At 43.2% G+C, this 15706-nt stretch carries 10 protein-coding genes; 9 read left to right on the forward strand and 1 reads right to left on the reverse strand.

Translation table 11 applies throughout. From position 1 onward, the window contains the following. Positions 1-72 precede the first annotated feature (72 nt). Positions 73-948 (reverse strand): ROK family protein, encoded by an 876-nt coding sequence (locus GXP69_RS11970; RefSeq protein WP_163915313.1) that lies wholly within the window; start codon positions 946-948, stop codon positions 73-75. A gap of 301 nt (positions 949-1249) precedes the next feature. Here GXP69_RS11970 and GXP69_RS11975 point away from each other — a divergent pair, with 301 nt between their 5' ends. The 9 genes from GXP69_RS11975 to GXP69_RS12015 all read left to right on the forward strand — a co-directional run bounded on the left by GXP69_RS11975 (position 1250) and on the right by GXP69_RS12015 (position 15706). After that, positions 1250-2494 (forward strand): glycosyltransferase family 61 protein, encoded by a 1245-nt coding sequence (locus GXP69_RS11975; protein WP_163915314.1) that lies wholly within the window; start codon positions 1250-1252, stop codon positions 2492-2494. A gap of 520 nt (positions 2495-3014) precedes the next feature. After that, on the forward strand, positions 3015-3602 hold the full coding sequence (locus tag GXP69_RS11980; protein ID WP_163915315.1) for an RNA polymerase sigma factor: 588 nt from the start codon (positions 3015-3017) through the stop codon (positions 3600-3602). Positions 3603-3666: 64 nt separating this feature from the next. Beyond that, a complete protein-coding gene (locus GXP69_RS11985) occupies positions 3667-4695 on the forward strand; it encodes a FecR family protein (RefSeq protein WP_163915316.1) in 1029 nt (342 codons plus the stop codon). Between the two features lie 51 nt (positions 4696-4746). Then, entirely contained in the window at positions 4747-8004 is a 3258-nt protein-coding gene (locus GXP69_RS11990) for a SusC/RagA family TonB-linked outer membrane protein (protein WP_163915317.1), read from the forward strand. Positions 8005-8014: 10 nt separating this feature from the next. Next, positions 8015-9439 carry a RagB/SusD family nutrient uptake outer membrane protein gene (locus GXP69_RS11995; protein ID WP_163915318.1) on the forward strand — a complete coding sequence of 475 codons (1425 nt, stop codon included), beginning with the start codon at positions 8015-8017 and terminating at the stop codon, positions 9437-9439. A gap of 41 nt (positions 9440-9480) precedes the next feature. Further along, a complete protein-coding gene (locus tag GXP69_RS12000; RefSeq protein ID WP_163915319.1) occupies positions 9481-10410 on the forward strand; it encodes a hypothetical protein in 930 nt (309 codons plus the stop codon). Position 10411: 1 nt separating this feature from the next. Further along, positions 10412-11563, forward strand: a complete 1152-nt coding sequence (locus tag GXP69_RS12005; protein WP_163915320.1) for a cytochrome-c peroxidase — start codon at positions 10412-10414, stop codon at positions 11561-11563. A gap of 715 nt (positions 11564-12278) precedes the next feature. Then, positions 12279-15338 (forward strand): ATP-binding protein, encoded by a 3060-nt coding sequence (locus tag GXP69_RS12010; RefSeq protein WP_163915321.1) that lies wholly within the window; start codon positions 12279-12281, stop codon positions 15336-15338. A 5-nt stretch (positions 15339-15343) separates the two neighbouring features. After that, complete coding sequence (locus tag GXP69_RS12015; protein WP_163915322.1) at positions 15344-15706, forward strand: response regulator transcription factor; 363 nt, start codon at positions 15344-15346, stop codon at positions 15704-15706.

A 15706-nucleotide genomic window follows, 5' to 3' on the forward strand; every position in this document is an offset into this window, starting at 1 on the left:
GTTTAAGAGTTAGGGCAAGTATTAAAATTTAAGGTGATATTTAAAGGTAGGCTTATTTCCGGAAACTATAAACTATAGGTTTGCTGGCACCTGCCACAAACTGGCAGCACCCAGCAAAGCAGCTTCTTCACCTAACTGAGCTGTTTTTACAGGTATTGTCATTCGTTGCGCTAGTAATTTCTCCTGCAAGGCATCGCCAAACAAGTTGAAAGCCTTTGCAATGTTGCCGCCCAGTATAATTACTTCCGGCTGTTCTTGCCTCACGAAATCGCCTAAAAAAGTAGCCAGGTTATCGGCATACTCGGCAAACAACTCCTGCACTTTTGGCTCGGTTGGCAACAGCTCTACTATACTTTTCACATTAGCCGCTTTCCTGCCGCTCAGTTCATAAAACCGTTTTACGAACCAGCGTGAGCTTAAATATTCTTCGGCAATGCCATCACGGAAAGGGGTATCCCAAAGATTAGCGTCCCAGGATTTGCCGCCAACTGTAGTTGCCGATCCCAGTCCGGTACCTAAGGTTAAACCACTGACCCTGTTGTATCCTTGCGCTGCACCGGCAAAAGCTTCACCCAGCAAAAAACAGGGGGCATCGTTCTGGAATCGGATGTTTTGAGTATCCAGTTGCAAAGCCCCGGCCAGCAGTTCTTTTACATTTACACCATACAGAGCGTCATACTTGTCCTGGTTCTGCATCAGAGCAATGCCATTTTCATAGTCGAACGGGCCCGGCATGGCGATACCAACCTTTTTGATCTCAGTCTTATGTTTCCCTATAGTTGTAAGCATGGCACTGCTCCAACTGGCAATAATATCGGCTATACTTCCATTTGCAGCCACCGGCTGACGAGTCATCGTTTCGTGCAGGATCTTAGGGGTTGAAAGATCAACAAGGGCAGTTGTGATGTGAGTGCCTCCAATATCTGCTCCAAGTATAAGTCGGGTCATTTGGTTTTGGTTTCCTGTTGTCGGGTCAAAGTAGTGAAATTTAAGATAGCAACTACAGTTCTATTTCCAAAATGCAATGCAGGTATTAAAGACTGAAAATCAGAACTATAAAATGGCTTTACAGCGCAACTGAACATAATTATAAGCTTACTTGTACTCTGGTAACTTCGCCTGGTTTTCAGGCAATATACACCTGCCATAATAAATTTAGAATTCTTCCTATATCTATACCAACTTATATAGTACAATATCGTTGAAAGTACTCAGTTGACATGTTGAACGTAAGCTATGCCCGCCCTCTATGAAATCAAAAATAATCCTGCAAAAGGTAGCCCGACGTGCAAATAAGTTTGCAAAGCGTTTTGTACCCTACCGTACTTACTTAAGGCCAAACGGAGTTTATACAATTCCATCACTTATAGCAGACACCCAAACCTCTGACGAAGGTGTTATTATCCACAGCATTTATCCGAATCATGTTACCACACTGGATATATCAGAAGAGCTTTACCAGGCGTGCTCTGAGTACTGGAAACCGCAGCGAAGTGTAATCACGGATTATGTGGTGGTAGAAGTACCCAACGGCAGACTTCATACAGACAATGAATGCAGCATTGCTGTTGTTACCCAAAAAGGTAAACTGGTTGATAATGTTTCGCTTAGTTTAATCGATGGGAAAGTAGTAAGTCCGCAGCAAAACAACATTTTCAGGCAAAGCTATTTTACGGAGCCGGTTAAATTCAACGGCACTGTTTTTACCATGCTGTCAGGTGGTGCTGGTATAAATAACATTGGGCATTGGTTTCTGGATGTGCTTCCGAGACTACACCTGCTGCAGAAAAGCAGGCTGTTTGAACAGGTTGATTATTTCCTGGTGCCCAGTACCAGGTACAGCTACCAGATTGAGACGCTTGAAATACTTGGCATTCCCAAAGAGAAAATCATTTCCGGGGAGAACTATACCCACCTGATAGCAGACCGCTTGATTGCTTCCACTGCGCCGAGAGGAAACTATACGCTGGTGCCAGAATGGCTCATAACGTACATGCGCCAGGCGTTTGTACCTGCAACAGCTGTTGCACATGATCATCAGGTAGAGTCAGAAGGGCCTTTCCTGTTCATTAGCCGAAAAGACTCCAGTATCCGAAATGTGTTGAACGAAGATGAACTGCAGCAGGTCCTCCAGCAATATGGCTTCAATACGATCGTTTCCAGCAAACTATCCATCGCCGATAAGATACAACTGTTCTCCAGTGCCAAATTTATACTCTCTCCCACAGGTGCAGGTCTGATCAGTATGCTATTCTGCCAGCCCGGAACCAAGCTCGTCGAGATATTTAATGAAGGCTTTGTGATTGAGCCTTTCTTTGATATTGCTACTAAACTGAAGCTGGATTACAATTACATTATATGTAAATCGCAGGGGCGCGTTGCAAAAAATGCTACCCAGGGCCAACAAGACCATTTGCTGGTAGAAACTGAAAAAGTAGAAGCCTTACTTGAACAATTAGTAAATCAGGATGAGCGATTAACTGCGTCTTCATGAAGATGAAGATGAAACTATAGCTATAGTTGGTTGCTGCATCTATAGTTGGTTCCTCCGGACTTGTTGAGATAAACTGGAACCAAACTATAGCAGGCGGATACGATAGATGGACGCCAACCTGAATCACGCACTTCGCTTTAGCTGATATAAACAGTCATGCACACTCATAATGATCAGAGTAGCATGGCTGTTTCTTTTTATATAAGTACATAACCTGTTCGAATTCACATTCCGGTACACAACTATAGCATACAGCATAAGGTACCTGTATGCTATAGTTGTACTTAAAACATTAGCAGGCTTTACTCGATATTATTGTACATTAATTTGTTAGAAAATAACCTATCCCATTCTGCACATATTTATTAGCATTTGTGCATGTTAAATTCCGTTTTCTGTTTGCATTTCAAAACTTTACCATCTACATTGATAGATTAAATACTATATCTGTTGCTCTTATAGTGCAGATTTACAGGTTTTACAAAACTCAATCTATTCGAAACAACTTTACTCTTACCTTGTGGATACCGAACTCTGGGATAAAATAAGACAGAGCGACAAAGCTGCATTTATGACACTGTATCAGAATCAGTATCAGCAGCTTTATGCGTTTGGCTGCCGTGTGCACGCCGATCGCGAGGTAGTGAAAGATTGTATACACGAAATGTTTTGTGAGATCTGGAACGGACGTCACCGGGTACAAGGTGTTTCCAATAGTCGTTCATACCTGTTCACATACCTGAAGCGTAAGATCCTAAAAGAAATAAAACGTGTGAACCTGAGCGACCAGTTACTGGAGAGTGATGACCATGCATCAGATAACCTTCAGGAGGCTTGTTATGAGGATATCTTAGTAAAACTACAAACAGACGAAGCCACACGCATTAAACTGCAACAAGTGCTTACTAAGCTTTCCAAAACCCAGTTTGAAATCATCCGGCTAAAGTTTTATGAAGAGCTTACATTTGAACAGATAGCCTCTATTCTCTCTATTGAGACGCGCACGGTTTACAACCATATCTACGAAGCGCTAAAGCGTTTACGTCATCACATGAAGGCTCTTATCCCCTTTCTATTTGCATCTAGCGACGTTTTAAATTTTTTCTAAAAAAGTCTGGTAAAAACTCCAACTATCTGACACTGCTGTATAAAGGCAACTCCCCGCAGATAGAATGGACTATACTTTATACAAAGCTGAAGATTTTGCAGCAGATGAGTCATTCATCAGTTATCGCTTAAGAACTGATGAAACGGCCATAAATTTCTGGGAGAACTGGATAAGTCGTCATCCTGAAATGATTGATGAGGTGATGACTGCAGAGAACCTGGTGGACATGCTACACATCAGGCTGCCGCAGGAAGAATTTGAAGCAGAGTATAAACGCCTTCAGGACTTCATTCAGTTTGAAGCTGATACTTCTGCCCCACAAGTACAGGAATTCGAAACAACGAAATTCAGGCTCCATAACACAAAACGTTGGGCAGTGGTAGCACTTGCCTGTGCTGCTGTATTGCTTGTATTTATTTTAAGAAAACCACTAACAACTCCAGCAGCCGCTCCAACAGAATGGGTAACCATCTATAACCCGCCGGGCCAGCGCAGCACGATACAGTTAACAGACGGGTCTACCATTTCACTTAATGCTAACAGTACACTTACTTATCCCAAGTCCTTTCGAGGAGAAACACGGGAAGTAAAGTTAGACGGAGAAGCATACTTTGAAATCGCAGAGAATCCCCAGAAGCCCTTTATTGTACGGGCTCATAAACTGACTACAACAGTACTAGGCACCAAATTCAATATAAAATTTAAGCCTGACGAAGAGAAGATAGAAGTAGCGCTGGTAGAAGGCAGTATTAAAGTAGGAGTCACTGATTTAAAACAGGAAATCATACTGAAGCCGAACGAGCAAATCACATATTCAGAAGCGGCTAATACCCTGACCACATCCAGCTTTATTGCTGAGGACCTGGTAAGCTGGAAGGACGGGATTCTGTTGTTCCGGGACGCTTCATTTAAAGAAGTATCTGATAAGCTGTTTCAGAACTATGGCATTGTACTCATAAACAAAAGCCCAAACGAAAACTGGAGCTACAGCGGTCGCTTTCATAACGAAAACTATTTAGCAGTTATAAAAAGCATCTGCTATGCTAAACGCTTATCATACACCATTCAGCAGGATACAGTTATTATCAAATAGATCATGGTAAATCTCGCCATTCACAGAAAAAATTTCAATCGTTTTTACCTGTTGCTATTTACGTGCTTGCTGGGTCTATCCTGCCATGTTACATATGCACAGACCAGAGACTGGAAAAAGATTAATGTTAGCATTAACGTAAAGCAAGAGCCGATCCGGGTCGTTTTAGGCGATCTTGAAAAGCAGATTGACATGAGCTTTAGTTATGATGCAACAGAATTGGACCTGGAACAAAAGATCTCCATCACTTTTAACGGTAGTCTTTTTAATGCATTCCGTGAGATTGGCTCTCTGGCTGGTGTAGATTTTCTGCAGAACGATAACACAATAACCATCAGGAAGAGAAAGACGACTCTGAATGTAGCTGATACCAGAATAATAAACGGCGTTGTGGTTGACAAGCAAGATAATTCTCCACTACCCGGCGTAATGGTAATTGTAAAAGGGACAAATAAAGCCACTTCTACAGACCTTAACGGGGAGTTTTCTTTCAGGCTTGTAAAAGAAAATATACCAGCTACTGTACTGGAGTTCCGCTTTATGGGCATGCGTACCAAAGAAGTAGTGGTAGGTAGCCAGAGCAGGTTTGAGGTAGCACTGGAACAAAATACCCATTCTTTGAAAGAGGTGGTGGTAACCAGCTCTTATGAGGGCGAAAAACGCCGTGAAGAAGTGGTAGGTAGCATCAGCCAGCTTACATCGCGGGAGCTACAGGTAGACAGACCTATTGAAAGCTTTGACAAAATGATGCAGGGCCTGATTGCTGGTGTACAGGTAGAAACATCCACTGAACCAAACAAGCCGGTCAAAGTGAACATTCGGGGCCAGAACTCTATCACCAGTTTTGGTGGAAAACGAAATACATCAACACAGCCTTTATATGTAGTGGATGGGGTGCCAATGTATGAGCAGCAGCGTGGTGATGAAAGTACGCGTTTTAATAATGAAAACTACCTGAACCCCTTATCTAACATTAACCCACAGGATATACAGTCCATCTCTGTGCTTAAGGATGCATCAGCTTCTGCAATTTATGGTGCCGATGCTGCAAATGGAGTTATTATAATTACTACCAAGGCCGGTACTGCGGGTAAAACAAGGGTAAACTTCGACTACTCGACGGGAGTTTCAACATTCATCAACGAATTTAAGTACCTGAGCGGGCCACAGTATTATGAAGTTCTCCGGGAAGCATATATAAACAACAAGCTGCCCGTTAAAACAGCCGAACTGCGAGCCGGAAGCAGCACTATAGATACGGACTGGTTTGATCTGCTCAATCGTAATGGAAGCTACCAGAATGCCAACTTTAGTTTAAGCGGCGGTAACGAAGCTACAAACTATCGTTTCTCTACTGGCTATATGAACCAGAAATCCAGCTCAAGAGGAAATGAGCTGAGCAAGTTGTTTGTTAACCTGCGCCTTAACCACAAGCTCAGCAATAAATTTGACTTAGGCATCAAAATAAGTCCAGCCTTTACGCGCCAGTCTGGGGTAAACAGTTTTGGAGGAGTTATACTGCCACCAAATATTGCGCCTTACAATGAGAACGGGGACCCGAACGAGCTTCCCGATATGAAAGTGGCAAACCCGATTGCAGTACAGGAGCAAAACGAGGATTATCATGAAGGAGTATCTTTTATGGGCTCCACTAGTCTGAACTATAAAGTAACAGATGCACTGAGTTTTTCCGGCACATTGGGTACTGACTACTATGATAAAAAGGAGACGCAGTTTAGATCTGCACGCAATGCAACAGGGCGAAACCTGAATGGGGCGCTGCGCATTTATGACAGAAAAAATCTGGGCTGGATTGCTTTTATGCAGGGCATGTATGATAAGACGTTTCTTGCACGACATAGTGTTAATGTAATTGCCGGCACACAGATGCAGGATCAGGAAACAAACCTGCTGAACGGGTATGGCTCTGGTTTTACCTATGACCGTATGCGCGAGCTCAGCCAGGCCGAAACACAGCAATCCGCCTCTTCCAAAAATGAAAAAGCTACGTTATCTTATTATTCACAGGCCAGCTATAGTTTTGATAAGAAGTATTTTTTTAACGTTAACGCCCGGGCTGATAAGTCTTCAGCGTTTGGAGGAGATAAGCAGGTAGCCCTGAACGGCTCTATAGGTTTAGGCTGGATCGTGACAAAAGAATCCTTCCTGCAGCCCACAGATGTACTCAACCACCTTCGTTTCAGAGCCAGCTATGGTTCTACAGGGAATTCAAGAATAGGTACTTATGCCGCGAGAGGCTTGTATGCCTTCACCGGAACTTCTAATTACAACGGTAACACTGGTTCAGTGCCAGATGGCTCAGCAGCCCCTAACCCTGGCCTGGGCTGGGAAAGAAGCATAAAACTTAACTTTGGATTGGATGCCACATTCTTTAACCGGATTGATATTACTGCAGAGGTTTATCAGAACACGATTAAGGATCTGATATCAACTATAGAAGTGTCACACGAAATAGGCTTCAAAGGTGTTTCTGCCAATACGGGTACCATGCAAAATCGCGGGTTTGAACTTACCGTTAACAGCTCAAACATTCAGAATCAAAACCTTAACTGGACAAGCAGCTTTAATTTTGGCTTAAACCGCAACAAAATCACAGCATTTAACTATGGTTTCCTTAGCCAGTACTCTGCGGCAACCAGCGCGTCTGTAACAAAAGTTGGCACCAGCACAGGAAGTATTTGGGGCTACGAATGGGGTGGTGTAGACCCGGACTCAGGTGAAGAATGGTTTTATGATAAAAACGGCAATAAGCTGACCGCGAAAGAAACCAATGTACTTCCAATTTCTGAAGGCATGGTTATTGGCGATAGATTACCACTTTTTGAAGGTGGCTTAGTAAATACGTTTAACTATAAAACTATCACCTTTAGCTTTAACATCATTTACTCTTATGGCGCCAGCTTCCTGGCTGATTATTCTATTCAGTCTGACGGACGGAACCTGGACCACCGCAACCAGAGCATTAACCTGCTCGACAGGTGGCAGAAACCAGGCGATATAACCAACGTGCCAAAACTTTACTTCCCAAGATCCATTGTCAGCAATTCATCACGCTATGTGCATGACCTTTCACATATAAAATTATCGAACGTTGCGCTTTCCTATCAGTTACCGGAGCACATAACGGGTATGCTGCGCATGAAAAACCTTTCAGTGTTTACAAATGCATCCAACCTACTTTATTGGTATAGGGAGAAGAGCCCTGAAGGCAGAAATGGCATTGCTGAAGTAAGATTTATATATCCTGAAATGATGACGGTAACAGGAGGTGTAAGAATTGGGCTTTAATCTGACTATCATGTTTAATAGAAAAAATATTCTGGCTTTTTTTATTTGCCTGCCATTATTGGTCGGGTGTGAGAGCTTACTGGAGAAAGAACCGAGAGATCGACTATCGGAAGAAGAGACCTTCAAAGATTTGGATGGTGTTAAAACTGCTCTGGCTGGTGCTTATGGTTCCTTAGTTAAAATTGAGACATACAATGCCCGCCTTATGCTGTATCCGGATATTACTGCCGGCAACAGCCACTACGTAAATCGGCAAACGGATTTTTTGTACGAAGAATTTAATTTCAGGCAGACAGCCCTGGAAGGCACTATGCAAGATACCTATAGTGCTTTGTATAGTATACTCAATACAGTTAACAACATTATCAAGTATACCCCAACGACCCTTTACGCAACCGAAAAAGATAAAAACCGGGTTTTGGCAGAAGCACGTATGTTGCGCGCATTGCTACACTTCGATCTGGCAAGGTTGTACGCCAGACCTTACACTCATACTGCAAATGCCAGCCACCCTGGTATAGTGGTAAATCTTAAAACACGATTATATACTGATCCACTTCCGGAGCGGTCTACAGTAGCAGAAACCTATGCTGCTATTGAAGAAGATATTGTTACTGCTCTTGCCTTGTTTGAAAACAGCAATCCGGTGTTTGGTGGAAACAGTCAATACTTTTTTAACTCAAACGCTGCAAAAGCATTACTTGCCAAGGTTTATCTCTATAAAAGCGACTGGCAGAATGCTTACAAATTGGCTGATGAAGTTATCGGTAGTAAACAGTATCAGTTGGTATCTACAAATAACTATACCAGCAGTTGGTCAGCAACTACACCAAGCTCAGAGTCTATTTTTGAACTAGCTATAGGTCCTAACTTTTCTGGCACCAGCCTGGGCAGTTACTATGATTTATTGGACAGCAAATTAACCTTTGCAGCTACCAATGACCTGCTTTCACTTTACTCTGACACGGATATACGCGGCGCACAAAGCCTGTTTAATAGTAAAGAGATAAATGGAACCCTCTACTATTTCACCAAAAAATATGGCAGAGGAGGTGTTAACGCGACCAACATTAAGCTATTAAGGCTATCAGAAATGTATCTGATACGGGCAGAAGCAGCAGCTGAATTAAGTAACCTGGAGCAGGCCAATCAAGACCTGAACCTGATCAGGCTTCGGGCTGATGCAGTAGCAGAGGAACTGAACATAACAGATAAGACAGCATTACTTAATGCCATTTTACTTGAGCGTCGAAAGGAACTTGCCTTTGAAGGAAACCTACATTACGACCTGTTACGCAGAAAGCAAGGCATTAATAGAATGGATTGCAGCGCCCAGGTATGCAGCCTGCCTTATGAGGATTATCGGTTGATATTGCCCCTGCCAAAAGCAACAACTGATGTAAACCCTAAACTACTCCAGAACCCCGGATACTAACTAAACTAACCTCTATTATTTCACCTTAAAATTTTTAAATCATGACGAGAATGATGAACCGCTACCTGTTGATATTCCTAGTGCTGTTTCTTGCAACAGCATGCGAAAAAGACACTGAGCCTGCACCGACTGCTACCGTAGGATTGTCATTTGCTGAGGAGGCCGTTGTTATTGACAGAAACTCAACCTCAAAATCGGCAACTATAGTTATAAACGTTGATGCACCTATCACAAAAGCTGAATTGGAAGAACGCCTGAAACTAAACTATACTTCAAAATCAGCTGAAATAGACAAGGATTTCCGTATCGTTAGCCAGACGATTAAAGAAAGTCCGCTGCAGGTAACACTACAGGTAGAGGCCCTTCCATCACTTGCCCGAACAACCCAGGAAGTTAAAATTTCCTTCGACTCGAGCATGCAACCAATTACCTTAGGTACGATCCCTGAATTTACTTTAACCCTGAAACCTTATTCTCCTGCCAGCACATGGGCAGACCCAAGCAATATTTATTACCAGCCTAAGGTTTATTACCATAACACAGAAAGCGCCAGCTGGCAGACTGTAGCCAGTAACTTCACGGCACTGGCAGAAGATGATGCCGCTGTACTTGGCTTTGTGAACAATGCAGTAGCAGAAAGTGGCGTAGCTTTATTTAACATGGTAAAGTTATACAGCTCGCAGATAGGCTCAACCAATATTAAAACTGCTAAGATTAATTCAGAAAGAACATTAGAACTAATTCCGTCTGCTGCAGGAGCTAAACAAGGAAAAGTAAATGTGATTCCACAGGATGTGGTGGTAACCAGAGCGGATGGTTCTACTTTTAAAATTGGCATCAGTGGCCAGGGCACTTATAACGAAGAAACCGGGCTGATCGACGTGGTAGTTAACTTCAATGAAACTGCTATTGGTGGTCCTGCTTCTGTTGCAAGGACCTACAAAATAAGCACAGTAACTTTAGCCCTGTAACATGGATGTAAAAAAGAAACGTAACCTGTTAAAACTAGGCTTATCATTTGCCTGTTTTGCACTGGTTTCCTTTGTTGATTATGGCCATGAACCTGCTTATTCGGTAGAAGATCTTCGCCGTCTCTATAGTGGAGATCCGTCAAACTGGCCTGCTCCTCAAATTGATCCCAGCGTTAAAGATGGTTTTCGGGACATTGGTAAATTAGGTAGGCCAGAGTACCCTGCAGACAATCCTTATTCTAAGGAAAAAGAATTGCTGGGCAAAACCCTGTTCTTCGACCCGAGACTTTCTTTATCAGGGCAAATTGCATGTGCTTCCTGTCATGATCCGGAATTAGGCTGGGGCGATGGCCGCCGTGTATCTTTCGGGCACGACCGTCAGACCGGGAAGCGTAATGCCATGACGATTATAAATACAGGGTTTTATGAAATGTTTTTTTGGGATGGCAGATCACCTTCCCTGGAAGACCAGGCCCAGTTTCCGGTGCAGGATAAAGTGGAAATGGCCCATAGCCTGAAGGCAATGGTTAAGAACATTAAAGCGATAAAAGGATATAAGTCAAAGTTTAAAGAAGCTTACGGCTCTGATGAAATAACGCTTGACAAAATTCAGAAAGCCATTGCAACCTTTGAGCGTGGGATTGTAAGCAACTCCAGCCGCTTCGATTCTTTTGTTTCCGGCAACTCCAAAGCCATGACGGATCAGGAAATTAAAGGGCTTCACCTCTTCCGGACAAAAGCTGGCTGTATCAATTGTCATAACACGCCCTTGTTCTCGGATAATAAATTCCACAACGACGGGCAGGCTTTATATGGCTCGAAAATGGAAGATTTTGGAAGATACCATATAACCAAGAAAAGAGAAGATATAGGCGCTTTTAAAACACCTTCTCTGCGCGAAACTGCTTTAACAGGTCCATGGATGCATAATGGCAATTTCCCGTCTCTTAAAGATGTGATTGAGTTTTATAACCTGGGCAACCCCGCTCCTATCCAAAGACATGTACAGGTTGATGAGGCTATGCGACCTATCCCATCACCGCTTCTGCGCAAGCTTGACTTGACACTGGAAGAAAGACAGCAACTGGAAGCATTCTTAGGGGCCATTACAACCCGAACCCAACGAATGGCTCCGCCTGAATTACCTCAGTAAAGATGATTGATGCCAGAATTTCATCTAAAGGTGAAACAATTGGTTCAGTAGATTAGCTTGTTCTGAAAGTTAAGATAAAGCGGTATAGGTGAACTCCTATCCCGCTTTATTTTTTTATAGAGGTCTAAACAGTGTAGAGCTTATAGCAGCACAAGCAGAAATACATACACAAGTTTAGTATAGGCACTCCACTCTTATTTCCGCTTTATATTTTTTAAAGTAGTTAAATTCCACAGTGGCTCACAGAGTATCAAAATGTACTCCACTCTGTGTTTCCGGCCTATTATCTGAATTAACCACAAGAACCGATATTCTCCAATTTTTACTGAAGCACTATAACATGTTGGCTTAAGGGTAATACCCTACGGCATATCGCAATTATCCTAAAAAACGGGTTGCATTTTAGATAGGATATGTGCAAATACAGGTACAATTATCTGCCTATAGTGCAATCCATTCCACCAATATAATTAGCATCACAGATTGGCTGTCCTATATTCATTTAAACAGTTTCAATACCAAATGTTATAAGCCTAGAAGCCTAACTGGTATGGTCATGTCAATAAATTAAATTAAACATTCTGTCAGGGAACAATTTTAATTTTAATTTTGCTACTTATAAAATTTTAGTTCTTACCTTCTTTCAAAATATTGAATAGGTGCGCAAATAGTCAGAATTGTTCATGAATCAACAAATACAAGAGTCCCATACGTTATGCTAAAACGCCAAGAACTGATAAGCAGAACGAAGGGAAATCAGCGCTTATTAACCGGATTTGTATCAGGCCTATTCATATTTTTTGCGCTCATTTTTGGTATCTCTTACAACATGGAAAGAGAGAATGAGCTAGCGCAGTGGGTACTACAGTCTCAGGAGGAAATTTATCAGATCGAGAAAACCATCTCGCTGATGAAGGACTATGAAACGAGCTCGCGCGGGTTCCTTTTAACTGGCCTTGATTCTTATGAAAAGCCACTGAAAGACGCAGCCGAGAGCCTGGATGTTGTTATCAGCCAGCTGGAACTAATGGCTAGTGGTAATAAAATTCAGAAACGGAACCTCGACTCTTTAACCTATTACCTGAAGAAAAAGGCAGATTTCTCGTCCAAAGTCATTCAGATAAAACGACAGCAGGGGCACGATGCTGCTATGGCCCTTTTCAAAACGAATATTGGCATGCAGTACATGGATAAAATCAGGTACCATGCTGATATTATGCACGCACATGCCAGAGCACAGTTAGCACAGCAGAAAGAAGAGAGTAAAACAGCTGTGCAGGCCACCAACCGGGTACTAACCGTAGGTGTTATCTTTTTTGGCATCCTGCTGCTATATGCCATCTGGAAAAGCTGGCAACAGGAAAAGGAAAAAAGAGCCGCTTCTACCCAGCGAAAGGCTGCAGAGCTAAAGTTAAAAGAGTCTGAAAAAAATATGCAGGCCATCCTGAGCAGTTCTCAGGAAGCTATCTATTTACTTGATCTGAACTATAGACTGGTACTACTAAATGACCACGCCTATAGCATTATACAGCAGGCTTACGGTGTAGATTGTAAACCGGGAGATGATTTCCGCAAGCTGTTTGATGATCAATTAGAAAAAATCGCAGTAATTTATAACCAGGTACTTGAGGGTAAGAAGATAGAAGTGGAAAGAACTTTCCCGTTAGCTGACGGAGAAGCCTACTACATTTCTACCTATTTCCCGGTAAAAGACACCGACGGCACCATTATTGGCATCTGCTGCGCCGCCAAAAACATTACGCAGCGCAAGCTCAGCGAAGAAGCCGTAAAAATCGCAAACGCCGAGAAAGAGGAATACCAGTCGCGCTTTAAAGCTATTCTCGACTACTCTCCACAGGCAGTTCTGATCAAAGACACACAGGGCGAGCACATCTTCTCTAACAAAGCATTTCATCAGCTTTTTGATTTAGAAGAAAGCGATGTGCCAACCTATAGTTTACAGGCCGTTTTAGATGATGCACCGGTGTTGGTGGAGTTTTTAGCTACTTATGATGCCGACGGCGGCAGCAACCTGAACTCGAAAGAATGGCAGCAGCAGGTGGTATTGCAAAACGGCCAGGTGCTGGAAATGGAAATCACCAAATTTCCGCTTTACGACCGCCAGAAACAGCTATTCGGGGTTTGTACGTTGTTTAAAGATATTACCGAGCAGATAAAGCACCAGCAGCAGTTGGTGGAAGCCCGCGAAAATGCCGAGCAGGCAGAGCGATTGCAGGAGCAGTTTCTGGCTAACATGAGCCACGAGTTGCGCACCCCTATGAATGGCATTATTGGCATGGTAAACCTGCTTTTAACTTCTTCTTCTTTGCAACCAGACCAGAAAGGACGCCTCCAGGTTATCAAGCATTCTTCTGACACTTTACTAAATCTGATTAACGATATTCTGGACCTTTCTAAAATAAAAGCAGGCATGCTGACGATAGAAAAACTGACGTTTGATTTTAATGACACCATTGCGGGTACCGCTATGTTGTTTCGCGAAAAAGCCAGGGAAAAAGGTATTAAACTGGCTGTGTCTGCTGACCCGTTCATTCCAAGATTCCTGACCGGCGACCCGCACCGCTTAAACCAGATCCTGAATAATCTGCTGAGTAACGCGGTGAAATTTACAGAGAAAGGCTTTGTGCGTCTGGAAGCGACGCTGCTTAACGAGACAGAAGACCAGGCTATAGTTGAGTTTATAGTTAGCGATTCAGGTATAGGCATCGATACCAATAAGCTGGAAACGATCTTCGAAAACTTTACGCAGGAGTCTACTGATATTTCGAGCAAGTATGGCGGTACCGGACTTGGACTGGCCATTACCAAAAGGCTGATCGAGTTACAGGGTGGCGAGATTGCGGTTGAAAGCGTAAAAGACAAAGGCACCACCTTTACCTTCACAATAAACTATGGCATTGCCCACGATACCAGCAATGTTGTAGTTACCAACAACCAGGCGGCCACAGCTTTTGTTAAAAAAGACTATAGCGGAAAACGTGCGCTTATAGTAGAAGACAACGAGATCAACCAGGCGGTACTTACGTCTTCACTGCATCAGCATAAAATGGAAGCGGTTATTGCGAACAATGGCCAGGAAGCCGTGGACCTGCTACATGCCGGCGAGCAATTCGACATTATTTTTATGGACCTGCGCATGCCGGTGATGAATGGCTTCCAGGCAACTGCTTACATCCGGCAAACGCTGCAACTACAGACACCTATCGTTGTATTGACAGCCAGCGTGTTGCGAAACGAACGCGACCGTTGCCTCGAGATCGGCGCTTCTGACTACATGGCCAAACCGTTCTCTATCAACGACCTGGCAAAAACCCTGGAGCGTTTTGTTTCGATACAGGCCGAGCCTGCAACTATAGCATCCACTGTTGAAACTATAGCAAGTAACGCGGCTGAAAAACCTTATAGCATTACCAATTTACTGCAATTAAAGAATACAGATTTCATAAAACGTATTCTGGCACTTTTCACGAGTAATCTACCGGAGTACCTGAATGAGCTGAAAGCACTGGCAAGCGTCAATAACAAAGTAGAGTTTCTGGAGAAAGCACATAAAATTAAGGGCAGCCTTTCGGCCATCCAGATCAATGAACTATACCAGCTTATACTTTTGATGGAAGAAGAAGCTCCGGAGCAGGAACACCTGCATGTATTTGAGCCGCAGATTGAAAAATGCCTTGCTTTATACAGAGCACTTATGCCAGCCATTACAACAGAAGTAGAAGCATATCTATCCCTAACAGAAACAGACGCATAGTTACCATGAAGATTTTAATTGCAGAAGACGAGCCGATTACGCTGGCCACCATGGAATTTCGTCTGGTGAAAGACGGGCACGAAGTGATCAGTACAGAAAATGGCCAGGATGCGCTTGCGAAGTTAACAGAAGTTACGCCGGATCTGGTTATTACGGATATTATGATGCCGTTTGCGTCGGGGCTGGAAGTGCTGAGCGCTGTGAAGAAGCTGAATGCTAACATTCCGGTGATCGTGTTGTCGGCCATGGGGCAGGAAAATGTGGTGCTTGAGGCTTTTACTTTAGGCGCTGATGACTACATTACAAAACCTTTCAGCCCGAACGAACTGGCCCTGCGTGTAAAGCGGTTCTCGCTGCGGACTTCTTAA

This window comes from Pontibacter burrus (assembly GCF_010686685.1).
Taxonomy (GTDB): Bacteria; Bacteroidota; Bacteroidia; order Cytophagales; family Hymenobacteraceae; genus Pontibacter; species Pontibacter burrus.